Origin of the sequence: Mycobacterium sp. 852002-51961_SCH5331710 (genome assembly GCF_001665535.1) — a bacterium.
Taxonomy (GTDB): Bacteria; Actinomycetota; Actinomycetes; order Mycobacteriales; family Mycobacteriaceae; genus Mycobacterium.
The window spans coordinates 1-23,239 of sequence record NZ_LZSQ01000031.1 but is presented as its reverse complement, the minus strand read 5'-3'; the positions used below and the strand labels follow the sequence as shown (position 1 = coordinate 23,239).

Annotated in this window: 21 protein-coding genes; 19 read left to right on the top strand and 2 right to left on the bottom strand. The window is 68.4% G+C overall.

Annotation, left to right across the window (positions count from 1 at the left end):
• Positions 1-49: 49 nt before the first annotated feature.
• The 6 genes from A5752_RS04785 to A5752_RS04760 are packed head-to-tail and all read left to right on the top strand — an operon-like array spanning position 50 to position 6,761.
• Positions 50-793: a GntR family transcriptional regulator gene (locus A5752_RS04785; protein ID WP_067082809.1), complete on the top strand. Its 744-nt coding sequence runs from the start codon at positions 50-52 to the stop codon at positions 791-793.
• Positions 790-1,017 carry a 4Fe-4S dicluster domain-containing protein gene (locus tag A5752_RS04780; RefSeq protein ID WP_067082806.1) on the top strand — a complete coding sequence of 76 codons (228 nt, stop codon included), beginning with the start codon at positions 790-792 and terminating at the stop codon, positions 1,015-1,017. The genes A5752_RS04785 and A5752_RS04780 overlap by 4 nt, the downstream gene beginning before the upstream one ends.
• Positions 1,018-1,025: 8 nt before the next feature.
• Entirely contained in the window at positions 1,026-2,453 is a 1,428-nt protein-coding gene (locus A5752_RS04775) for an ABC transporter substrate-binding protein (protein WP_067082803.1), read from the top strand.
• A complete protein-coding gene (locus tag A5752_RS04770; RefSeq protein ID WP_082963749.1) occupies positions 2,450-3,301 on the top strand; it encodes an ABC transporter permease in 852 nt (283 codons plus the stop codon). Before A5752_RS04775 ends, A5752_RS04770 begins: the two co-directional genes overlap by 4 nt.
• Positions 3,298-4,059, top strand: coding sequence for an ABC transporter ATP-binding protein (locus A5752_RS04765; RefSeq protein WP_067082801.1), 762 nt, complete (start codon positions 3,298-3,300; stop codon positions 4,057-4,059). The genes A5752_RS04770 and A5752_RS04765 overlap by 4 nt, the downstream gene beginning before the upstream one ends.
• On the top strand, positions 4,056-6,761 hold the full coding sequence (locus A5752_RS04760) for a fumarate reductase/succinate dehydrogenase flavoprotein subunit (protein ID WP_067082798.1): 2,706 nt from the start codon (positions 4,056-4,058) through the stop codon (positions 6,759-6,761). Before A5752_RS04765 ends, A5752_RS04760 begins: the two co-directional genes overlap by 4 nt.
• Here A5752_RS04760 and A5752_RS04755 read toward each other — a convergent pair.
• Together A5752_RS04755 and A5752_RS04750 are read right to left on the bottom strand one after the other, a co-directional pair.
• Complete coding sequence (locus A5752_RS04755; protein ID WP_067082796.1) at positions 6,737-7,957, bottom strand: FAD-dependent monooxygenase; 1,221 nt, start codon at positions 7,955-7,957, stop codon at positions 6,737-6,739. The two genes, A5752_RS04760 and A5752_RS04755, sit on opposite strands and share 25 nt — an antisense overlap.
• 17 nt (positions 7,958-7,974) lie before the next feature.
• Positions 7,975-9,177, bottom strand: coding sequence for a serine hydrolase domain-containing protein (locus A5752_RS04750; RefSeq protein WP_067082788.1), 1,203 nt, complete (start codon positions 9,175-9,177; stop codon positions 7,975-7,977).
• 111 nt (positions 9,178-9,288) lie between these two features.
• Here A5752_RS04750 and pyrR point away from each other — a divergent pair, with 111 nt between their 5' ends.
• From pyrR to A5752_RS04685, 13 genes are all read left to right on the top strand, one after another.
• Positions 9,289-9,873: a bifunctional pyr operon transcriptional regulator/uracil phosphoribosyltransferase PyrR gene (gene pyrR / locus A5752_RS04745; RefSeq protein WP_082950629.1), complete on the top strand. Its 585-nt coding sequence runs from the start codon at positions 9,289-9,291 to the stop codon at positions 9,871-9,873.
• A complete protein-coding gene (locus A5752_RS04740) occupies positions 9,870-10,820 on the top strand; it encodes an aspartate carbamoyltransferase catalytic subunit (protein ID WP_067082784.1) in 951 nt (316 codons plus the stop codon). The genes pyrR and A5752_RS04740 overlap by 4 nt, the downstream gene beginning before the upstream one ends.
• The gene (locus A5752_RS04735) at positions 10,817-12,109 is read left to right on the top strand and encodes a dihydroorotase (RefSeq protein ID WP_067082782.1); all 1,293 of its coding nucleotides are present in this window, start codon (positions 10,817-10,819) and stop codon (positions 12,107-12,109) included. Before A5752_RS04740 ends, A5752_RS04735 begins: the two co-directional genes overlap by 4 nt.
• A complete protein-coding gene (locus A5752_RS04730) occupies positions 12,106-12,609 on the top strand; it encodes a PH-like domain-containing protein (protein WP_067082836.1) in 504 nt (167 codons plus the stop codon). Before A5752_RS04735 ends, A5752_RS04730 begins: the two co-directional genes overlap by 4 nt.
• Entirely contained in the window at positions 12,606-13,736 is a 1,131-nt protein-coding gene (gene carA, locus A5752_RS04725) for a glutamine-hydrolyzing carbamoyl-phosphate synthase small subunit (RefSeq protein ID WP_156613619.1), read from the top strand. The genes A5752_RS04730 and carA overlap by 4 nt, the downstream gene beginning before the upstream one ends.
• Before the next feature lie 39 nt (positions 13,737-13,775).
• Positions 13,776-17,123 (top strand): carbamoyl-phosphate synthase large subunit, encoded by a 3,348-nt coding sequence (carB, locus tag A5752_RS04720; RefSeq protein WP_067082775.1) that lies wholly within the window; start codon positions 13,776-13,778, stop codon positions 17,121-17,123.
• On the top strand, positions 17,120-17,938 hold the full coding sequence (gene pyrF / locus A5752_RS04715; RefSeq protein ID WP_067082773.1) for an orotidine-5'-phosphate decarboxylase: 819 nt from the start codon (positions 17,120-17,122) through the stop codon (positions 17,936-17,938). The genes carB and pyrF overlap by 4 nt, the downstream gene beginning before the upstream one ends.
• Before the next feature lie 431 nt (positions 17,939-18,369).
• Positions 18,370-18,687 (top strand): integration host factor, actinobacterial type, encoded by a 318-nt coding sequence (gene mihF, locus A5752_RS04710; RefSeq protein ID WP_003889986.1) that lies wholly within the window; start codon positions 18,370-18,372, stop codon positions 18,685-18,687.
• Between the two features lie 9 nt (positions 18,688-18,696).
• Positions 18,697-19,269, top strand: a complete 573-nt coding sequence (gene gmk, locus A5752_RS04705; protein WP_067082770.1) for a guanylate kinase — start codon at positions 18,697-18,699, stop codon at positions 19,267-19,269.
• A 78-nt stretch (positions 19,270-19,347) separates the two neighbouring features.
• Entirely contained in the window at positions 19,348-19,665 is a 318-nt protein-coding gene (gene rpoZ, locus A5752_RS04700) for a DNA-directed RNA polymerase subunit omega (RefSeq protein ID WP_067082767.1), read from the top strand.
• 31 nt (positions 19,666-19,696) lie between these two features.
• Positions 19,697-20,947, top strand: coding sequence for a bifunctional phosphopantothenoylcysteine decarboxylase/phosphopantothenate--cysteine ligase CoaBC (gene coaBC / locus A5752_RS04695; RefSeq protein WP_067082760.1), 1,251 nt, complete (start codon positions 19,697-19,699; stop codon positions 20,945-20,947).
• A 129-nt stretch (positions 20,948-21,076) separates the two neighbouring features.
• Positions 21,077-22,285: a methionine adenosyltransferase gene (gene metK / locus A5752_RS04690; RefSeq protein WP_067082757.1), complete on the top strand. Its 1,209-nt coding sequence runs from the start codon at positions 21,077-21,079 to the stop codon at positions 22,283-22,285.
• Between the two features lie 94 nt (positions 22,286-22,379).
• Positions 22,380-23,239 (top strand): IS30 family transposase (locus A5752_RS04685; protein ID WP_353612296.1); only part of this gene is annotated, 860 nt, incomplete at its 3' end.

The window sequence follows — 23,239 nt, the reverse complement described above, 5'->3', positions numbered from 1 at the left end:
GATTTTCGGGGCCGCGCGACGGGTCGGCGACGCCCCTAGCGTGTTTCGCATGTCGCAGCCCGAGCCGACGCCGCTTCGGCGGCCGCGCGCCGACCGCGCCCGGCAGGTCGCCGATGTGTTGCGGCACCAGATCCATGCGGGGGCATTCGACGGCGGCCTGCCCGCCGAACACGACCTGGCGGCGGAGTTTTTCGTGTCCCGCAACACCATTCGCGAAGCGCTCGCCGTGCTGAAGAACGAAGGCCTGATCGATCGCGGTCCCAAGGTCGGCACCCAGGTCGCGGTGCGCAAGTACGACCACGGCCTCGACGCCCTGGTGGGCCTGAAGGAGACGTTCAAGGACTACGGCGAGGTCCGCAACGAGGTCCGCGCGGTGCAGCATCTGGCGGCACCGCCCGCGGTCGCGCGCAAGCTGCGGCTGGAACCGGGCGAGCAGGTGGTCTTCATCGAGCGGTTGCGGTATCTCGGCGACCTTCCGCTGTCGCTCGATCTGACGTATCTGGCACCCGACATCGGCGCCGAGGTGGTGCAGCACTCGCTGGAGATAAACGACGTGTTCGCGCTCATCGAACAGGTCAGCGGACAGCGGTTGGGCCGCGCGACGCTGGCGCTGGAGGCGGTCTCGGCCGACGCCCATTCCGCGGCGACGTTGCAGGTGCCCGACGGTGCGGCGCTGCTGATGCTGGAACGACTCACCAGCCTCGACGACGGTCGGCCCGTTGACCTGGAGTACATCCGCATGCGCGGTGACCGAATCACCATGCGCGGCAGCCTGATGAGGAGCAACCCGTGACACTGATCAACCAACGCGCCGACGTGCCCGTGACGATCGACGAGTCGTTGTGCATCGAGGGCTGCACGCTGTGCGTCGACATCTGCCCACTCGACTCGCTTGCGATCAACCCCGACAACGGCAAGGCCTTCATGCACGTCGACGAGTGTTGGTACTGCGGACCCTGCGCAGCGCGCTGTCCCACCGGCGCCGTCACCGTCAACATGCCGTATCTGATCCGCTGAGGACCCACATGAGAAGACCGTTGTACCGTCTGGCCGCACTCGCCGCCGCGTTGACGGTCGCGGCCTCGGGCTGCTCGCTCGACTCCGCGTCCGATTCCTCCGACGTCGTCAACGTCGTCGTCGGGTATCAGTCCAAGACCATCAACACCGTCACCGCAGGCACACTGCTGCGCGCACAGGGGTACCTGAAGCGGCGGCTCTCCGACATCGGCGAGCGCACCGGCACCGAGTACCGCGTGACGTGGCAGGACTACGACACCGGAGCGCCGATCACCGCGCAGATGGTCGCCGAGAAGATCGACATCGGGTCGATGGGCGACTACCCGATGCTGATCAACGGGTCCAAGACGCAGGCCAACGAGCGTGCCCGCACCGAGATCGTGTCGGTCACCGGATACAACCCCAGGGGCGCGCTGAACATGGTTGTCGTGAAACCGGATTCGCCGGCGCGGACATTGACCGACCTCAGGGGGCAGAAGGTGTCGGCCAGCGTCGGGTCGGCGGGCCACGGCATGCTGGTGCAGGCGCTGTCCCGGGCCGGCGTCGACCCCAACACCGGCGTCGAGGTGCTCAACCAGCAGCCCCAGGTCGGCGCTTCGGCGCTGGAATCCGGTCAGGTGCAGGCACTCTCGCAGTTCGTCGCCTGGCCCGGACTGCTGGTGTTCCAGGACAAGGCCAAGCTGCTCTACGACGGCGCCGAGCTGGACTACCCGACGCTGCACGGCGTGGTCGTGCGGCGGGCCTACGCGGCCGAGCACCCGGAGGTCCTCGACGCGTTCCTGCAGGCGCAGCTGGACGCGACAGAGTTCCTCAACGACAAGCCGCTGGAGGCGTCGCGCATTGTCGCAGAGGCCAGCGGGCTGCCGCAGGAAGTGGTCTACCTCTACAACGGGCCCGGTGGCACGTCGTTCGACACCACACTCAAGCCGTCGCTGATCGAAGCGCTCGAAGGCGATGTGCCGTACCTGAAGTCGATCGACAACTTCGCCGACCTCAACGTACCGGGCTTCGTCGAAGACGCCCCGCTGCGCGCGGCGTTTCAGGAACGCGGGCTCGACTACGACAAGGCCTTGGCGGACACCGCGAACCCGTCGCTGGTCACCGGCACCGACCCGGTTTGCAACACCGCGGTGACCGACCCGGCGCAGGCCGGTGAGCTGTGGGTGGACGGCGCCGACGCCACCCAGCCCGCGGCGACGCCGGCCTGCCTGCTGAAAGCGGTCCGCGATGCCACCGCCCGCGGCGCGACGATTCGCGCCGCCTATGTCCCCGACACCGAGTTCGGTACCCGCTGGTTCGCCGACAAGGCGATCTGGGTGAAGGACGGCGCGGACTACCGGCCGTTCGCCACTCCCGGCGGCGCGCAGCGGTTCATCGCGGCGCACCCCGGCAGCGCGCCGGTCGACTACGAGCAGGCGTTGGCAGGTGCGGCATGACGACGGTCGCCGAGGTGATCGAATCCCCGGTGCAGGCAGAGGCCGCGCCGGTGCGGGACAGGAAGTCCGTGGTGTGGCGGCGGCGGTCGGTACGGGTGGCATCGGTCGTCGCGGCGGTGGGCCTCTGGCAGCTGTTGACGGCCAACGACGTTCGGCTGTGGTTGCGCTTCGACACCCTGCCGACGGTGACCGAGATCGCCACCGCGCTCACCCATCGGCTGGGCACCCCGGAGTACTGGCTCGACCTGGGGCAGTCGCTGATCCGGATCCTGACCGGGTTCGGGCTCGCGGCGCTCGTCGGTGTCGTCACCGGCATTCTGCTCGGCAGGTCGACGGCGTTCGCCGATGTCTTCGGGCCGCTCACCGAGCTCGCGCGCCCGATACCGGCGATCGCGATGGTGCCGGTCGCGATCCTGCTGTTTCCCACCGACGAGGCCGGCATCGTGTTCATCACGTTCCTCGCGGCCTACTTCCCGATCATGGTGAGCACCCGGCACGCGGTGCGCGCGCTGCCGACCATCTGGGAGGACTCGGTGCGCACGCTGGGCGGCGGGCGCGTCGATGTGTTGCGGCGGGTCGTGTTACCGGGAATCCTGCCGGGGCTGTTCGGCGGGCTGTCGGTCGGTATGGGCGTGGCGTGGATCTGTGTGATCTCCGCGGAGATGATCTCCGGCCGACTCGGCGTCGGATACCGGACGTGGCAGGCGTATACGGTGCTCAACTACTCCGATGTGTTCGTCGGCATCATCACGATCGGGGTGCTGGGCTTCACCACGGCCGCCGCGGTCGAACTGATCGGCAGGCATGCCACCCGCTGGCTGCCCCGCGCAGAGGAGAATGTCCGATGACCGCCACGATCGCGCCCGAAACCCTGCTCGGCATGCGACTCGAACTCGACGATGTGCGGCTGTCCTACACCGGCGCACCCGTCGTCGACGGCTTGAGCCTCGATGTACGCCCGGGGGAGATCCTGGTGCTCACCGGTCCGTCGGGATGCGGCAAGTCGACGGTGCTGCGCGCGCTGACGGGCCTGCTGCGACCGGATTCCGGACGGGTGCTCGCCGACGGTGAAGAGGTTGCGACCACATCGCGCGACCGGGGGATGGTGTTCCAGGACAGTGCGCTGTTGCCCTGGCGCACAGTGCGTTCCAACATCGAGCTGGCGCTGCAACTGCGCGGGATGCCGCGGGCCGGGCGACGTGAGCGTGCCGAGCGGTGGATCGACGAGGTGGGCCTGACAGGGTTCGCCGACTATCTGCCCAAGAGCCTGTCGGACGGTATGCGTCAACGTGTGCAACTCGCACGCGGGCTGGCGGGTGCCCCGCGGGCGGTGATGATGGACGAGCCGTTCGCGGCACTGGACACCCAGACCCGGGCGGCGATGCAAGGGTTGCTGATTCAGACGTGGCAGGCGCACCCGACCACCATCGTGTTCGTCACCCACGACGTCGACGAGGCGCTGATACTCGGCGACCGCGTCGCGGTGCTCGGCCGGGCCGGTCAACCGCTCCGCGCGCTGGTCGACGTCCCGCAGCCCCGCGTCGCCGATGCCGACCGCCACGAGACCCATACCGAAATCATTGCTGCCCTTCATCATCCATCATGAACATTCCTGAACTCGCCGACACCGCTCGGCTCGACTGTGACGTGCTGGTGATCGGCGGAGGCACCGCGGGCACGATGGCCGCGCTGACCGCCGCCGAACACGGCGCGCAGGTGCTGCTCCTGGAGAAGGCACACGTCCGGCATTCCGGGGCGCTGGCGATGGGGATGGACGGTGTGAACAACGCCGTGATCCCCGGCAAGGCGAGACCCGAGGACTACGTCGCCGAGATCACCCGCGCCAACGACGGAATCGTCAACCAGCGCACCATCTATCAGACGGCCACCCGCGGGTTCGCGATGGTGCAGCGCCTGGAACGCTACGGCGTGAAGTTCGAGAAGGACGAACACGGCGAGTACGCCGTGCGCCGGGTGCACCGGTCCGGCTCCTACGTCCTGCCCATGCCCGAGGGCAAGGACGTCAAGAAGGCGCTGTATCGGGTGCTGCGCCAGCGGTCCATGCGCGAGAAGATCCGCATCGAGAACCGGCTGATGCCGGTGCGGGTGCTCACCGACGACACCGGGCGCGCCGTCGGCGCCGCCGCGTTGAACTCGCGCACCGGCGAATTCGTCGCGGTCGCGGCCAAGGCGGTGATCCTGGCGACCGGCGCGTGCGGACGGCTGGGACTACCCGCGTCGGGCTATCTGTACGGCACCTACGAGAACCCCACCAACGCCGGTGACGGTTACTCGATGGCCTACCACGCCGGAGCGGAGCTCTCCGGAATCGAATGCTTCCAGGTCAACCCGTTGATCGAGGACTACAACGGGCCGGCGTGCGCTTATGTGGCCAATCCGTTCGGCGGATACCAGGTCAACGCGTTGGGGGAGCGGTTCGTCGACTCCGACTACTGGTCGGGCCAGATGATGGCCGAGGTGAAGCGTGAGATCGAATCGGCCCGCGGGCCCATCTACCTCAAGGTCTCGCACCTGCCCGACGAAACGCTGACCGCGCTGGAGAACATCCTGCACACCACCGAGCGACCGACCCGCGGCACGTTCCACGCCAACCGCGGGCACGACTACCGCACCCACGACATCGAGATGCACATCTCCGAAATCGGCTTGTGCAGCGGGCATTCGGCGTCCGGCGTGTGGGTCGACGAGCACGCCCGAACGACGGTTCCGGGCCTGTACGCGGCGGGCGATCTGGCGTGTGTGCCGCACAACTACATGATCGGCGCGTTCGTCTACGGCGACCTCGCCGGCGAGCACGCGGCGTCGACGCTGCAGGGTGTCACCGCGCCCGCCGCCCTGCCCGAGGACCAGCTGCGGGAGGCGCATGAACTCGTCTACCGCCCGCTGCGCCATCCCGAGGGCCCGCCCCAGCCGCAGGTCGAGTACAAGTTGCGCCGGTTCGTCAACGACTATGTGGCGCCGCCGAAGACGGCGACCAAGCTGTCGATCGCCATCGAGACGTTCGAGCGCATGCGCGACGAGATCTCCGAGATCGGTGCCACCACTCCGCACGAGCTGATGCGCGCGGTCGAGGTGTCCTTCATCCGCGACTGCGCCGAGATGGCGGCGCGTTCGTCGTTGACGCGCACCGAATCGCGGTGGGGCCTGTACCACGACCGCGCCGACCTGCCGCAGCGAGACGACGAAGGCTGGCGGTACCACCTGAACCTGCGCAAGGAGTCCGACGGGTCCATGACGTTCGTCAAACGGCCCGTTGCACCGTATTTCGTCGCGGTGCCCGATCTGGAGCACCTGCCCTCCGACGATCCGGTCACCCACGTCGAACAGCCCACGATGGCCATCGGCCGCGCACCGGTCGACGCTGCCTCCCGTATCCGCTCGACCACGCCCGCCGAGCCCCCGTCACCGCGCATCGCCGCGGTGCTCGCGCTCGAGTTGCCGTCCGTGCCGGAACTCACCGAATTCCTCGCCGACGCCGACGCAGGGGTGCGGCGCACCGCGGTCGCCACCCTCGTCGAACATCTGCCCGACGGATACGAGGCACCGCTGATCGCCGCGCTGGATGATGCCGATTCCGGCGTCCGGCGTGTGGCCGCTGACGGTGCGCGCGAGCTCGTCGAGGTGCTCTCTGGGCCGGAACATGTTGCTCCGCATGCCGAGTCGGCGGATCCCGAGGTGCGGGCGGCGGCCATCTACGTTCTGGCGGCGCGTCGTGTTGGCAACGAGCAGGCGTACCGCCGGGCACTCGGCGACGTCGACCACCGGGTGCGGATCGAGGCCGTGCGAGCCCTGGTGTCGGTCGACGACGCCGACGGTGTGGCCGCGGCCGCAGGCGACGACAACCGTGAGGTGCGCATCGCCGCGGCCAACGGTCTGGCGACGCTCGGCACCGGCGCGCAGACCGTGCGCCGCCTGGTGGCCGACACCGATCCGCTGGTGCGGGCGGCCGCGCTGTCGGCGCTCGGTGCGGTCGGATGCGGTGACGACGACGAGCCCGGTGTGCGCGAGGCGCTCACCGCGCCGGCCTGGCAGGTGCGCGAGGGCGCGGCTCGGGCTCTGGCGGGCGCGGCGCCCGCCGTCGCGGTCCCGACACTGTCGCGGGCGCTGAGCGATCAGCACCTCGACGTGCGCAAGGCCGCCGTCCTCAGCCTGACCCGGTGGGCGGCCTCGGAACAGGCTGCGCGGGATGCGTTGGAGATAGCGCTCAAGGACGGCGACGCAGACGTGCGCGCTTATGCCCGTCAGGCGCTGGTGCGTGCGGGTTACGAGACGGACTTGGCCGGGTAGTCCGGCAGTTCGATCGAATCGGCCGTCGTGAACCACAGCCGCGCGGCCACCGGCCGAAACGGCCAGCGCTGCATCCACTTCATCACCGCGGCGTTGATCGCGATGTCGGAAGCCGTGCTGGGCGCGTACCGGTCGATGGTGTTGTTCAGTTTCTGGCAGGTGTCGACGTACGGGCGCATGCGGTTCTCGTATCGGGCCAGCGCCGCTGGAATGCTCTCCGGCTGAAGCGAACTCGCGGGACCCAGCTCGCCCGCGAGCAGGTAGGCGCCGACTAGAGCCAGGCTCGTACCCATGCCGGACAGCGGCGAGGCGCAGTATCCGGCGTCGCCGACCAGCGTGACGCGTCCCGCCGACCAGGACGGCATATGGATCTGGATGAAGGAGTCGAAGTAGAAATCGTCGGCTTTCTCGGCCGCGACCAGCAGGGCGTCACACTCCCATCCGGCGCCTGCGAACCGCTCGGCCAGAATGCGGCGCTGCTGGTCGAGATCGTGCCGGTCGTACTCGAGCGGTTCGGACCGAAATGCCAGACCGGCCTTGGCGATCGCGGGATCGTGGGAGGGACGCATCGACGCGTTGAGCCCCCCGGGTGCCTGATACAGCAGGAACCAGCCGTCGAGTCCGACGCTGTCGGGCGCCGAGAACCACGCGTTGTAGCCGCCGATCGGCTTGGCGAACTTCTCTTCGGGGCCGAAGGCCATGCGGCGCACCGCCGAGTGCGGGCCGTCGGCGCCGACGACGAGGTCGGCGTGCAGCACGGTCCCGTCGGACAACGTCGCCTCCACGCCGTCGTCGACGTCACGCAGTTCCGAAATGCGCTGTCCGAACCGGTATTCGACCGAATCCCTGGTGGCCTGATACAACACGTCCACCAGGTCGCCGCGCAGGATTTCGAGCTTGGACACCAGCCCGTTGCCGTTGAACGCCGTCACCAGCATCTCGGCGCGTCGGCTGCCGTCCGAACGGACCCACGCCGCGCCCCGCTGCTCGAGCGCGCGGGCCCGCATCTGGTCGAGCAATCCCATCCGCTCGATGACATCGCCGCCCGCGCCCCGCAGATCCACGGTCTGGCCGCCGGGCCGGATGCCGGGTGAGATCTCGACGACCACGACGCGATAACCGTTGCGACTCAACCAGAACGCCAGGGACGGTCCGGCGATACCGGCGCCACTGATCAGGACGGTCGGCTGATTCATGCCGTCAGACTAAACGCTCATATGTCAAGTGCCTGGTAAGTCCGGCGGACGAATTTCGGCTGCGCGCTCTGTAGTTTGGCCAGCGACGTGTTGCCCGCGATGGCGGCCGCGTCGACGTTGAGGTCGGGAAGATTCTGGATCAGGTAGATCAGGATCAGATCCGCCGACGGGTCGGCCTGCCACCAGGTGCCGTAGGCGCCCGGCCAACTGAACGTGCCCACCCCGCCGGGCCCGAACAGCGGACGCGACTTCGCCGGGTCGGTGACCACCGACAGGTTCAGCCCGAAGCCTCGGCCCACCCAGAACGGTGCGCCGAGGAAGTTCTGTCGCTTCTGCTCGTCGGTCAACCGGTCGGTGCGCATCAGCCGCACCGACTCCTCGGACAGCACGCGCACCCCGTCGAGCGTGCCGCCGGCCAACAGCATCCGCGCGAAGCGAAGGTAGTCGTCGACGGTCGACCACAGTCCGGCGCCGCCTGCGCAGAACGGCGGATCGGTGATCGGCGCGGGGCCCATCACGTCGTGCTGCAGGGTGTTGTTCTTGTCGAGCTTGTACATCGTGGCGGCGCGGTGCCGTCGCGCCGTGCCCACGGAGAATCCGGTGTCGGGCATCTGCAACGGCTCGAAGATCCGTTCGCGCAGAATGTCGGAGAGCGGCTTGCCCTCGATGCGCGAGAGCGCGATGCCCAGCACGTCGGTGGCGTGGCTGTAGGTGAGCCGCTCGCCGGGCTGGTGCGCCAGCGGAAGTTTGGCCAGTTCGGTCAGCCAACGGTCTTGGTCCTGGCGGAACGACATCCGGCCGTACGCGCGGCTCAACGGGCCCAGCACCGAGAACGCGTAGGCCAGACCGCTGCGGTGCGTCATCAGGTCGTCGAAGGTGATGAGGCGGCGGGCTGGCGTCGTCTTGTCGAGATCGCCCTGCGGATCGAGAAGCACCCGCAGGTCGGCGAGTTCGGGCAGCCATGTCGTGACCGGGTCATTCAGCGAAAAGCGGCCCTCCTCGAGGAGGCTCATCGCAGCCGCGACCGTCACCGGTTTGGTCATCGAGGCGATGCGGAAGATCGTGTCGCGCTGCATCGGCAGCCCGGCGTCGACGTCGCGGTGCCCCAACTCGTTGACCTGAAGTACCCCACCGCCGTGCCACACCAGGGTCACTGCTCCGGCGAGGAGTCCGGCGTCGATCGCCTCGCGAATGGACGCGGAGTTGCCGTCGAGTTTCATCGCGGCAAGCCTACTGAGGGAGAGCACGCCCGCGCGGATGCTAAGCTTCCCGGCAGTTTCGACGTCCTTTAAAGAGCCGTCCAGAGAGGCGGAGAAGGAGGTCAGAGTCGCTTGGGCGCGCAATCAGGCTCGTCGGGCACCGACCGGGAGCTGATGTCCGCAGCGGACGTCGGCCGCACCATTTCCCGCATCGCCCATCAGATCATCGAGAAGACCGCACTCGACGGTTCCGATGCTCCCCGCGTCGTCTTGCTCGGGATCCCCACTCGGGGAGTGACGTTGGCCACCCGGCTCGCGGAGAAGATCAAGGAGTTTTCCGGCGTCGTCGTCCCGCACGGCGCGTTGGACAACACGCTGTACCGCGACGACCTGGACTTCAAGCCGCCCCGCGCCCTGGAGGAAACGTCGATCCCCGAAGGCGGCATCGACCAGTCCCTCGTCATCCTCGTCGACGACGTGCTCTACACCGGCCGCTCGGTCCGCGCGGCGCTGGACGCCCTGCGCGACATCGGCCGACCGAAGGCGGTGCAGCTGGCGGTGCTCGTCGACCGCGGCCACCGCGAGCTGCCGCTGCGCGCCGACTACGTGGGCAAGAACGTGCCCACGTCCCGCAGCGAGAACGTCAAGGTCCGGCTAGCCGAAGACGATGGTCACGACGGGGTGTCCATTGCGCCGTACGGAGGTCCCATCAGGTGAAACATCTGCTCTCGGCGGCGGATCTGTCGCGCGACGACGCGCTGGCGATCCTCGACAACGCCGACCGGTTCAGCCAGGCGCTGCTCGGCCGCGAGGTCAAGAAACTCCCCACGCTGCGCGGGCGCACGATCATCACGATGTTCTACGAGAACTCCACCCGCACCCGGGTCTCGTTCGAGGTCGCGGGCAAGTGGATGAGCGCCGACGTGATCAACGTCAGCGCCTCGGGATCGTCGGTTTCCAAGGGCGAGTCGCTGCGCGACACCGCGCTGACGCTGCGCGCCGCGGGCGCCGACGCGCTGATCCTGCGCCATCCCTCCTCGGGCGCGCCGCAGCAGCTGGCCGAGTGGACGGCCACCGAGGACGGACATGGCCCGGCGGTCATCAACGCCGGCGACGGCACCCACGAACACCCCACCCAGGCGCTGCTCGACGCGCTCACCATCCGCCAGCGGCTGGGCGACATCGAGGGCAAGCGGGTCGTCATCGTCGGTGACGTCCTGCACAGTCGGGTGGCCCGCTCGAACGTGCTGCTGCTGCACACCCTGGGCGCGGAGGTGGTGCTGGTGGCGCCGCCGACGCTGCTGCCCGTCGGGGTCGCCGACTGGCCGGTCACGGTGTCGCACGACCTCGACGCCGAATTGCCGCTGGCCGACGCCGTGCTGATGCTGCGGGTGCAGGCCGAGCGCATGAACGGCGGCTTCTTCCCGTCGGCCAGGGAGTACTCGGTGCTCTACGGCCTGTCCGAGAAGCGCCAGGCGCTGCTGTCGGGCAACGCGGTGGTGCTGCACCCGGGGCCGATGGTCCGCGGTATGGAGATCGCGTTCTCGGTCGCCGACTCGTCGCAATCGGCGGTGCTGCAACAGGTCTCCAACGGCGTGCACATCCGGATGGCGGTGCTCTTCCACCTGCTGGTGGGCGCCGAGAAAGAAGCGATCAGCGTATGAGCGTGTTGATACGAGGGGTCCGTCTCTACGGCGAGGGCGATCCCGTCGACGTGCTGACGAGCGACGGGCAGATCGCCGAGATCGGTGCCGATCTTCGGATTCCCGACGATGCCGACGTCGTCGACGCCACCGGCCAGGTGCTGCTGCCGGGATTCGTCGACCTGCACACCCACTTGCGCGAGCCCGGTCGCGAGTATGCCGAAGACATCGAAACCGGTTCGGCGGCAGCGGCTTTGGGCGGATACACCGCGGTGTTCGCGATGGCCAACACCAACCCCGTCGCCGACAGCCCCGTCGTGACCGACCACGTCTGGCAGCGAGGGCAGCAGGTCGGCCTGGTCGACGTGCATCCGGTCGGCGCGGTGACCGTCGGCCTGGCGGGTGCGCAGCTCACCGAGATGGGCATGATGGCCGGCGGCGCCGCCCAGGTGCGGATGTTCTCCGACGACGGCATCTGCGTGCACGATCCGTTGATCATGCGCCGCGCGCTGGAATACGCGACGGGCCTCGGCGTACTGATCGCCCAGCACGCCGAAGAGCCACGGCTCACCGTCGGCGCGGTGGCCCACGAGGGTCCCAACGCGGCGAGGCTCGGGCTGGCCGGGTGGCCGCGGGCGGCCGAGGAGTCGATCGTCGCGCGCGATGCGCTGCTGGCCCGAGACGCCGGGGCGCGAGTGCACGTTTGCCATGCGTCGACCGCGGGCACCGTCGAGATCGTGCGGTGGGCGAAGTCACAGGGCATCTCGATCACGGCCGAGGTGACCCCGCACCATCTGCTGCTCGACGATGAACGGCTGGCCACGTACGACGGGCGCTACCGGGTGAACCCGCCGCTGCGGGAGGCCTCGGACGCTCGGGCACTGCGGCAGGCGCTGGCGGACGGGATCATCGATTGTGTGGCCACCGATCACGCACCGCACGCCGAGCACGAGAAGTGCTGCGAGTTCTCCGTCGCACGTCCCGGCATGCTCGGACTGCAGACCGCGCTGTCGGTGGTGGCCGAGACGATGGTGCGCCCGGGGTTGCTGACGTGGCGCGACGTCGCGCGGGTGATGAGCGAGCGGCCCGCCGAGATCGTCGGTCTGCCCGATCAGGGCCGCCCGCTGGAGGTCGGCGAGCCCGCCAACCTGACCGTGGTCGACCCCGACGCGACGTGGACCGTGGAAGGTTCCGCGCTGGCCAGCCGCTCGGCCAACACGCCCTATGAGGCGCTCGAACTGCCGGCGGCCGTGACGCTGACGCTGTTGCGCGGCAAGGTCACCGCGCGGGATGGGAAGTGCCCCGCGTGAACACCGGCACGCTCGTCGGATCGTTGATCATGGCCGCCGTCGTGGCCGTGTTGATCGCGGTTCTGATCCAGGCGATGATCCGCGGATGGCGCCGCCGCGCGGAGCGCCAGGCCGAGATCATCGGCACGCTGCCGCCGCTTCCCGACATCGTCGGGCCGGCCATCGTGGCGCCCACCAAGGGGTTGTACGTCGGCAGCACGCTCGCTCCCGACTGGAACAACCGCATCGTGGTCGGCGACCTCGGTTTCCGCACCAAGGCCGTGCTGACCCGCTACCCCGAAGGAATCATGTTGCAGCGCAGTGGCGCCTTGCCGATCTGGATCCCCGACGAGTCGATCACCCAGATCCGCACCGAGCGGGGGATCACCGGCAAGGCGATGACGCACGAAGGCATTCTCGCGATCCGGTGGCGGCTACCGTCGGGCACCGAGATCGACACCGGGTTCCGCGCTAACGACCGTCGCGAGTACTCGCACTGGGTGGAGCAGGAGGCGGCGTGACGGGAACCGACAAGGCACTTCTGGTGCTCGAGGACGGCCGGGTCTTCACCGGCACAACGTTCGGTGCGATCGGTCAGTCGCTCGGCGAAGCGGTGTTCTCCACCGGCATGTCGGGTTACCAGGAGACGCTGACCGATCCGAGCTACCACGGGCAGATTGTGATCGCGACGGCGCCGCAGATCGGCAACACCGGATGGAACCGCGAGGACGCAGAAAGCCGCGGCGACAAGATCTGGGTCGCCGGATACGCGGTGCGTGACCCCTCGCCGCGGGCCTCGAACTGGCGGGCCACGTCCACGCTGGACGAGGAACTCGAACGCCAGGGCATCGTCGGTATCGCGGGCATCGACACCCGCGCGGTGGTGCGCCATCTGCGCAGCCGCGGGTCGATGAAGGCCGGGTTGTTCTCCGGTCCGGCGCTCGCCGATCTCGACGAACTGCTCGAGCGGGTGCGCAATCAGCCCAGCATGCTCGGCGCCAATCTCGCGGGGGAGGTCAGTACCGATGCCGTCTACGTGGTGGAACCCGAAGGGCAGCAACGGTTCACGGTGGCCGCGATCGACCTCGGTATCAAGACGAACACCCCGCGCAACTTCGCGAAGCGCGGCATCCGCAGCCATGTGCTGCCCGCGTCGGCGAGCTTCGAGCAGATCGCCGATCTCAAGCCGGACGGGGTGTTCCTGTCCAACGGCCCCGGCGATCCCGCCACCGCCGACCACATCGTCGCCGTCACCCAGGAGGTGCTCGGCGCGGGAATCCCCCTGTTCGGCATCTGCTTCGGCAACCAGATCCTGGGCCGGGCACTCGGGCGCTCGACGTACAAGATGGTGTTCGGCCACCGCGGCATCAACGTTCCGGTGATCGACCACCAGACCGGCAGCGTCGCGATCACCGCGCAGAACCACGGATTCGCCCTCGAGGGCGAGGCGGGGGAGCGCTTCGACACCCCGTTCGGCGAGGCGGTCGTCAGCCACACGTGCGCCAACGACGGTGTGGTCGAAGGCATCAAACTCGTCAGCGGACTGGCGTTTTCGGTGCAGTACCACCCGGAGGCGGCGGCGGGCCCGCACGACGCGAACTATCTGTTCGATCAGTTCATCGACCTGATGGCAGGGGAGAGCAAGTGAGGCCCGATTTGCGCGCAGTTTCGCGGGACAGGAGCGCCGATGCCTAAGCGCAGCGACCTCAACCACATCCTGGTGATCGGCTCCGGGCCGATCGTGATCGGGCAGGCCGCGGAGTTCGACTACTCGGGGACCCAGGCGTGCCGGGTGTTGCGCGCCGAGGGGCTGCAGGTCAGCCTGATCAACTCCAACCCGGCGACGATCATGACCGACCCCGAGTATGCCGACCACACCTACGTCGAGCCGATCACACCGGAGTTCGTCGAGCGGGTGATCGTGCAGCAGGCCGAGCGCGGCAACAAGATCGACGGCCTGCTCGCCACGCTGGGCGGGCAGACGGCGCTGAACACCGCGGTCGCGCTGTCGGAGTCGGGGGCACTGGCCAAGCACGGCGTGGAACTGATCGGCGCGGACTTCGAGGCCATCCAGCGCGGCGAGGACCGTCAGCGGTTCAAGGACATCGTCGCCAAGGTCGGCGGTGAATCCGCGCGCTCGCGAGTCTGTTTCACGATGGACGAGGTCCGCGAGACGGTCGAGGAGCTCGGCCTGCCGGTCGTGGTGCGCCCGTCCTTCACGATGGGCGGGCTCGGCTCGGGCATGGCGTACTCCGCCGAGGACGTCGACCGGATGGCCGGCGACGGGCTCGCGGCCTCCCCGAGCGCGAACGTGCTCATCGAGGAGTCGATCTTCGGCTGGAAGGAGTACGAACTCGAGTTGATGCGCGACGGCCGCGACAATGTGGTCGTCGTCTGCTCGATCGAGAACTTCGACCCGATGGGTGTGCATACCGGCGACTCGGTCACCGTCGCCCCGGCCATGACGCTCACCGACCGCGAGTACCAGACCATGCGCGATCTGGGCATCGCGATCCTGCGCGAGGTCGGCGTCGACACCGGAGGCTGCAACATCCAGTTCGCGGTGAACCCGGCCGACGGCCGGCTGATCGTGATCGAGATGAACCCGCGGGTGTCCCGCTCGAGTGCGTTGGCCTCCAAGGCAACCGGTTTCCCGATCGCCAAGATCGCCGCGAAGCTCGCGATCGGCTACACGCTCGACGAGATCGTCAACGACATCACCAAGGAGACGCCGGCCTGTTTCGAGCCGACGCTCGACTACGTCGTGGTCAAGGCGCCCCGCTTCGCGTTCGAGAAGTTCCCCGGTGCCGACGGCACGCTGACCACGACGATGAAGTCGGTCGGCGAGGCGATGTCGCTGGGCCGCAACTTCATCGAAGCGCTCGGCAAGGTGATGCGCTCGCTGGAGGCCGACCGTGCCGGGTTCTGGACCAAGTCCGACCCCGACGAGGACACGGTCACCGTCGATGAACTGCTGACCCGCCTGGGGACACCGTCGGACGGACGCGTCTACGACCTGGAACTCGCGCTGCGCAAGGGCGCATCCGTGGAGCAGGTCGCGAAGGCCTCGGGCGTCGACCCCTGGTTCGTCGAGCAGATCGCCGGGCTCGTCGGGTTGCGCGCCGAGATCGTCGACGCGCCCGTGCTCGACGCCGGGTTGTTGCGCCGCGCCAAGTACCACGGGCTGTCCGATCGCCAGATCGCCGCGCTGCGACCCGAACTCGCCGGTGAGGTCGGGGTGCGGGCACTGCGTCAGCGGCTGGGCATTCACCCGGTGTTCAAGACGGTCGACACCTGCGCGGCCGAATTCGAGGCCAAGACCCCGTACCACTACAGCAGCTACGAGCTCGACCCCGCGGCGGAGACGGAGGTCGCGCCGCAGACCCAGCGGCCCAAGGTGTTGATTCTCGGTTCGGGCCCCAACCGCATCGGGCAGGGCATCGAGTTCGACTACAGCTGCGTGCACGCCGCGACGACGTTGAGCCAGGCCGGTTTCGAGACGGTGATGGTCAACTGCAACCCCGAGACCGTGTCCACCGACTACGACACCGCCGACCGGCTCTACTTCGAACCGCTCACGTTCGAGGACGTGCTCGAGGTCTACTACGCCGAATCCGCCTCCGGTGCAGGCGGTCCGGGCGTGGTCGGTGTCATCGTGCAGCTCGGCGGGCAGACCCCGCTCGGGTTGGCGGAACGCCTGCAGAACGCCGGCGTGCCGATCGTCGGGACCAGCCCCAGGGCGATCGACCTCGCCGAGGATCGCGGTGCGTTCGGGGAGGTGCTGACCAACGCGGGCCTGCCCGCTCCGAAGTTCGGCCTGGCCACCAGCTTCGACCAGGCGCGGCGCATCGCCGCCGACATCGGTTATCCCGTGCTGGTGCGGCCGTCCTACGTGCTCGGCGGTCGCGGCATGGAGATCGTCTACGACGACGAGACGTTGCAGGGCTACATCACCAGGGCCACCGAACTCTCGCCCGAACATCCGGTGCTTGTGGACCGGTTCCTCGAGGACGCCATCGAGATCGACGTCGACGCGCTGTGCGACGGATCCGAGGTGTACATCGGCGGCATCATGGAGCACATCGAAGAGGCCGGCATCCACTCCGGTGACTCGGCGTGTGCGCTGCCTCCGGTGACGCTGGGCCGCAGCGACATCGAGGCCGTGCGGCGCGCCACCGAGGCGATCGCCCACGGTATCGGCGTGGTGGGCCTGCTCAACGTGCAGTACGCGCTCAAGGACGACGTGCTCTACGTCCTCGAGGCCAACCCCCGCGCCAGTCGCACCGTGCCGTTCGTCTCCAAGGCCACCGCGGTGCCGCTGGCCAAGGCGTGTGCGCGGATCATGCTCGGCGCGACGATCGCCCAGTTGCGCGAGGAGGGTGTGCTGGCACGCAGCGGGGACGGTGCGGCCACCGCACGCAGCGCTCCCGTGGCGGTCAAGGAAGCGGTCCTGCCGTTCAACCGCTTTCGCAAACACGATGGCACGCAGATCGATTCGCTGCTGGGCCCGGAAATGAAGTCGACGGGCGAGGTGATGGGCATCGACCACGACTTCGGCAGCGCCTTCGCCAAGAGCCAGACCGCCGCCTACGGGTCGCTGCCCGTCGAGGGCACGGTGTTCGTGTCGGTGGCCAACCGCGACAAGCGGTCGCTGGTGTTCCCCGTCAAGCGGCTCGCCGATCTCGGGTTCCGGGTGCTGGCCACCGAGGGCACCGCGGAGATGTTGCGGCGCAACGGCATTCCGTGTGAAGAGGTGCGCAAGCACTTCGAGGAGCCGAGTGAGGGCAGGCCCGCATCGTCGGCGGTCGACCTCATCAAGGCGGGGGAGGTGGACATGGTGATCAACACCCCGTACGGCAACTCCGGTCCTCGTGTCGACGGCTACGAGATCCGCTCTGCGGCGGTGGCGAACAGCATCCCGTGTGTGACAACGGTGCAGGGAGCGTCGGCGGCGGTGCAGGGCATCGAGGCAGGGATCCGCGGCGACATCGGCGTGATGTCGCTGCAGGAGCTGCACAGCGTGCTGGGCCCGTGACCGGTTTCGGCCCGCGGTTGGCCGACGCGGTGGCCCGGCGTGGACCGCTGTGTCTGGGCATCGATCCACACCCGGAGTTGATGCAGGCGTGGGGACTTCCCGTCGATGCCGACGGACTGCGCCGGTTCTGCGACGCGTGCGTGACGGCGTTCGCCGGCTTCGCGATCGTCAAACCGCAGGTGGCCTTCTTCGAGGCGTACGGCGCCGCCGGTTTCGCGGTGCTCGAGCACACCTTCGCCGCGCTTCGCGATGCGGGAGTGCTGGTGCTCGCCGACGCCAAACGGGGTGACATCGGGTCGACGATGGCGGCCTACGCCCAGGCGTGGGTCGGCGATTCGCCGCTGGCGGCCGACGCGGTAACGGCGTCGCCGTACCTGGGCTTCGGCTCGCTGCAGCCGCTGATCGAGACGGCGGTCGCCAACGGCCGCGGGGTGTTCGTGCTCGCGGCCACTTCGAATCCGGAGGGCGCATCCGTGCAGTGCGCCGACACCGGCGGCCGTACCGTCGCGCAATCGATCGTCGAAGCGGCCGCGCAGGTCAACCGGACGGCGCAGGACCGACCGGGTCCGATCGGTGTGGTGGTCGGCGCGACCCTGGCCGAACCGCCCGATGTCAGCGCGCTCGGCGGGCCGGTGCTGGTCCCGGGCGTCGGTGCCCAGGGCGGGCGCCCCGAGGCGCTGGGCGGGCTCGGAGGGGCCCAATCCGGCCAGTTGTTGCCCGCGGTGTCGCGTGAGGTGCTGCGGGCCGGCCCGGAGGTGGGTGCCCTGCGCTCCGCGGCCGAGGCGATGCGCGACGCGGTGGCCTACCTGGCGTGACGACGGCGGCCGACGAAGCAACAAATGCAACGTCTGTCTCAGCTGTCACAAATGTCACAAACAGCCAGCTCGCGACACGCCCGAAAGCGGATGACCAGCGAAAATTTTCTTTGTAGGCGCCCCCGGGCCGCCTGGGTGTGGCGCAGGTCACGCGCTGAACGGTCGAAAAGCGGCCCGATGCAATCCGAATTGCCTTGATATGCAGGCGGTTCCGGCCGCGGAATGGGAGATTTCGTCGTTTCGGGCCGCCGGACGCGGCTGACAGGCGCGGCGGGCGACGGCCCGACACGCTGGGCTTTTGACGCCGTAACCAGGGGGTGGGGTTCGCTTTCGTCAGCCTGCGTGGGTACGGTCGTCGTCGCTGGCTGTTTCTGGGTTTTCCCTATCAGCCGAGGCAGTGGAAATTGAATGGTGATGAGACGGAGGAACCCGTGGCCCTTCCCCAGTTGACCGACGAACAGCGCGCGGCCGCGTTGGAGAAGGCTGCCGCCGCACGTCGAGCCAGAGCCGAACTGAAGGACCGGCTCAAGCGCGGCGGCACCAACCTCAAGCAGGTGCTCAAGGATGCCGAGACCGACGAGGTCTTGGGCAAGATGAAGGTTTCGGCGCTTCTCGAGGCGTTGCCCAAGGTCGGCAAGGTCAAGGCGCAGGAGATCATGACCGAACTCGAGATCGCCCCGACCCGCCGTCTGCGCGGTCTCGGCGATCGTCAGCGCAAGGCGCTGCTGGAAAAGTTCGACCAGTCCTAGGCGCAGAAGTTGAGCGCCGGCCGAGGGGCCGGCCGGGTAGTCGTGCTGTCCGGCCCCTCAGCCGTCGGGAAGTCGACCGTCGTCCGCTGTCTGCGCGAACGCGTTCCCGACCTGCACTTCAGCGTGTCAGTCACCACCAGGGCCCCTCGCCCCGGTGAAGTCGACGGCGTTGACTACTCCTTTGTCACCCCGGATGAATTCAATCAGCTGATCGCCGACGGCGCCCTACTCGAATGGGCAGAGATCCACGGCGGTCTACAGCGCTCCGGGACCCCCGCCCGGCCCGTCCGCGAGGCGATCGCCGCGGGCAGGCCCGTCCTGATCGAGGTGGACCTGGCCGGCGCGCGGGCCGTCAAGAAGGCGATGCCCGAGGCCCTGACGGTGTTCCTCGCCCCGCCGAGCTGGGAAGAGCTGCAGAACCGCCTGACCGGGCGTGGCACCGAGACCCCCGAGGCGATCGAGCGCCGATTGGCCACCGCCCGGGCCGAACTCGCAGCGCAGGACGACTTCGACGCCGTCGTCGTGAACAGTCAATTGGAGTCTGCCTGCGCGGAATTGGTATCCTTGCTGGTGGACCGCTGATAAGTACGCGCCGGCCTCGGCGCCGGACGGCCTGACAGCTATCTCGCATCCAGCCAAAACCGCCAGGAGATTTTTTACGTGAGCACCCCGCACGCCGACACGCAGCTGACAGCCGTGGACGACCTCGACACGTCGGCCGTCAGCGCCTACGACACGCCGTTGGGCATCACCAACCCGCCCATCGACGAGTTGCTGGATCGCGCGTCGAGCAAGTATGCGCTGGTGATCTATGCCGCCAAGCGCGCACGCCAGATCAACGACTACTACAACCAGCTCGGCGACGGCATCCTCGAGTACGTCGGCCCGCTGGTCGAGCCGGGCCTGCAGGAGAAGCCGCTGTCGATCGCGCTGCGTGAGATCCACGCGGACCTGCTCGAGCACACCGAAGGCGAGTAGCAACACCGCGAGGCATAGGGGAGCGGCCGCCATGGAGCCCAAGCGGATCATCGTCGGCGTCGCCGGTGGTATCGCCGCCTACAAGGCGGCCACCGTGGTCAGACAGCTCACCGAGGCAGGCCACGACGTCCGCGTCGTACCCACCGAATCCGCACTGCGGTTCGTCGGCGCCGCGACCTTCGAAGCCCTCTCCGGTCATCCCGTGCACACGGGCGTCTGGGACGACGTGCACGAGGTGCCGCACGTGCGCTTCGGTCAGGAAGCCGATCTCGTCGTCGTCGCGCCCGCCACCGCCGATCTCCTGGCGCGTGCGGTCGCCGGCCGCGCGGACGACCTCTTGACCGCGACGCTGCTGACCGCGCGATGTCCGGTGCTGTTCGCCCCGGCGATGCACACCGAGATGTGGTTCCACCCGGCGACCGTGGAGAACGTCGCGACGCTGCGCCGTCGCGGTGCCGTCGTCCTCGAACCGGCCTCGGGCCGCTTGACCGGCGCCGACAGCGGCGCGGGCCGCCTGCCCGAAGCCGAAGAGATCACCACGCTGGCCCAGCTGCTGCTGACGCGGCCCGATGCGCTGCCCTACGACCTGGCCGGCGTCAAGGTTCTGGTCTCGGCGGGTGGAACCCGCGAGCCGATCGACCCGGTGCGGTTCATCGGCAACCGCAGCTCCGGCAAGCAGGGATACGCGATGGCCCGGGTGATGGCCCAGCGCGGGGCCGACGTCACGTTGATCGCGGGCAACACCACGGGACTGATCGACCCGGCCGGCGTCGACGTCGTGCACATCGGATCGGCCTCCCAACTGAAGGACGCCGTATCGAAGCACGCTCCGGACGCGCACGTGCTGGTGATGGCGGCCGCTGTCGCCGACTTCCGGCCCACCCAGATGCAGACCAGCAAGATCAAGAAGTCCGCCGATCCGGATGCGGCCGCGCCGGTCATCGAACTGACCCGCACCGAGGACGTTTTGGCGGGCACCGTGCGGGGCCGGGCCGACGGACAGTTGCCCAACATGCGGGCGATCGTGGGATTCGCTGCGGAGACCGGCGACGCCAACGGCGACGTGCTTCACCACGCGCGTGCGAAGCTGCAGCGCAAGGGCTGCGATTTGCTCGTGGTCAACGCGGTGGGTGAGAATCGGGCGTTCGAAGTGGACAACAACGACGGCTGGCTGCTCGCGGCCGACGGCACCGAGTCCGCCTTGGAACACGGCTCGAAAACCCTGATGGCCAGCCGTATCGTGGACGCGATCGTGGCCTTCCTGCAGAGCGGCGGCGGGTAGCGCGAATCACGCATCTGGCTGCGTGAAATGCTTGCGCGCGACGAACGCACAGGCTTGGGTGCAACAGGGCACACCTATAATTTGATGAACTAACTACCTCAAGTTGACTTGAGCGGGAAGGATCACACCGTGAGTGAAGCTCGGCTGTTCACCAGCGAGTCGGTAACCGAGGGCCACCCCGACAAGATCTGCGACGCGATCAGCGACTCGGTGCTCGACGCATTGCTCGCGGGCGATCCCAAGTCGCGGGTCGCGGTGGAGACGCTGGTGACCACCGGCCAGGTGCACGTCGTCGGCGAGGTGACGACCACGGCCAAGGAGGCCTTCGCCGACATCACGAACACCGTGCGCGAGCGGATCCTGGAGATCGGCTACGACTCCTCGGAGAAGGGCTTCGACGGCGAGACCTGCGGCGTCAACATCGGCATCGGCCGCCAGTCGCCGGATATCGCCCAAGGCGTCGACACCGCGCACGAGACCCGCGTCGGCGGGGCGGGCGATCCGCTCGATCTGCAGGGCGCCGGCGACCAGGGCCTGATGTTCGGCTACGCGATCAAGGACACGCCCGAGCTGATGCCGCTGCCGATCGCCCTCGCGCATAGGTTGTCGCGGCGGCTGACCGAGGTCCGCAAGAGCGGCGTGCTCGACTACCTGCGGCCCGACGGCAAGACTCAGGTCACGGTGCAGTACGACGGCACCACCCCGGTTCGCCTCGACACCGTCGTGCTCTCGACGCAGCACGCAGCGGGCATCGACCTCGAGGGCACGCTGACCCCGGACATCCGCGAGAAGGTCGTCAACACCGTGCTGGCCGACCTGGGCCACGACTCGATGGACACCTCGGACTTCCGGCTGCTGGTGAACCCGACCGGCAAGTTCGTGCTCGGCGGCCCCATGGGCGACGCCGGCCTGACCGGCCGCAAGATCATCGTCGACACCTACGGTGGCTGGGCCCGTCACGGCGGCGGCGCCTTCTCGGGCAAGGATCCGTCCAAGGTGGACCGCTCGGCGGCGTACGCGATGCGCTGGGTGGCGAAGAACGTCGTCGCAGCGGGTCTGGCCGAGCGCGTCGAGGTCCAGGTGGCCTACGCGATCGGCAAGGCCGCTCCCGTCGGCCTGTTCGTCGAGACGTTCGGCAGCGAGACCGTCGACCCGGCCCGCATCGAGAAGGCCATCACCTCGGTCTTCGACCTGCGCCCCGGCGCGATCGTTCGCGATCTCGACCTGCTGCGCCCGATCTACGCGCAGACCGCTGCGTACGGCCACTTCGGTCGCACCGACGTCGAACTGCCGTGGGAGCAGCTGAACAAGGTCGAGGAGCTCAAGGCTTCCGTCTAGCGCCCTATCGTCCTATCGCGAGCAGACGCAAAACTGCCCATTTCCGCGGGCGATTTCTAGTGCTTGATGCAACAGCCTCTAGTTGAGGGGTTGTATGAGAGTTCCGCGGTATCCGTTTGTGGGTCGTCGGTTCTGGGCGTTGATCGCCGAAGGGGTTTCGCCTTTTGCCGCCGGGGAAGCGGTGGGCGTGTCGAAGCACACTGCGTGGGGGTGGTTTGCTGACGCTGGTGGTGTGAAGCCACGATTCAGTGATGTGTCCGCTAGCCGAGCGCGACCCCGTTTGACGCTTGAAGAGCGTGAGGAGATTCAAGACGGGGTGGCTCGTCAGGAGTCGATTCGTTTCATCGCACGTCGGCTGGGCCGCCATCCCAGCACGGTGATGCGTGAGATTGAGCGCAATGCCAGTGTCGGTGGTGGTCGGTATCGGGCGCGGCATCGGTTCGGGGCGCCGTGGCGTGGTGGTTGGGAGTGCGTGCCGCGATATCGGGCCCATACCGCCCATGTACGAGCCCACGACCGGGCACGCCGCTCGGCGCCGGGCAAGTTGGCCACCAACACGCGGTTGCATGATGAGGTGCAGGCTCGGTTGGATGAGCAGCACAGTCCCGCCCAGATCTCACGTCGGTTGCGGCTGGACTTTGCCGATGATGCCGAGATGCGGGTGTCCCACGAGATGATCTACCAAGCGATTTATGTTCAGGGCAAAGGCAATCTGCGTCGCGAGTTGCATACCTGCCTGCGTACTGGGCGGGCGCTGCGTAAGCCGCGGCGCCGCCCCGAGGAACGCCGTGGGCGGCTGCGCGACATGGTCAACATCAGCCAGCGACCGCCTGAAGCCGCCGACCGCGCCGTGCCCGGGCATTGGGAGGGCGACCTCATCCTGGGCAGCACGGCGTCGGGCTCGGCGATCGGCACTCTTGTGGAACGCACGACGAGGTTCGTCATGCTGCTGCA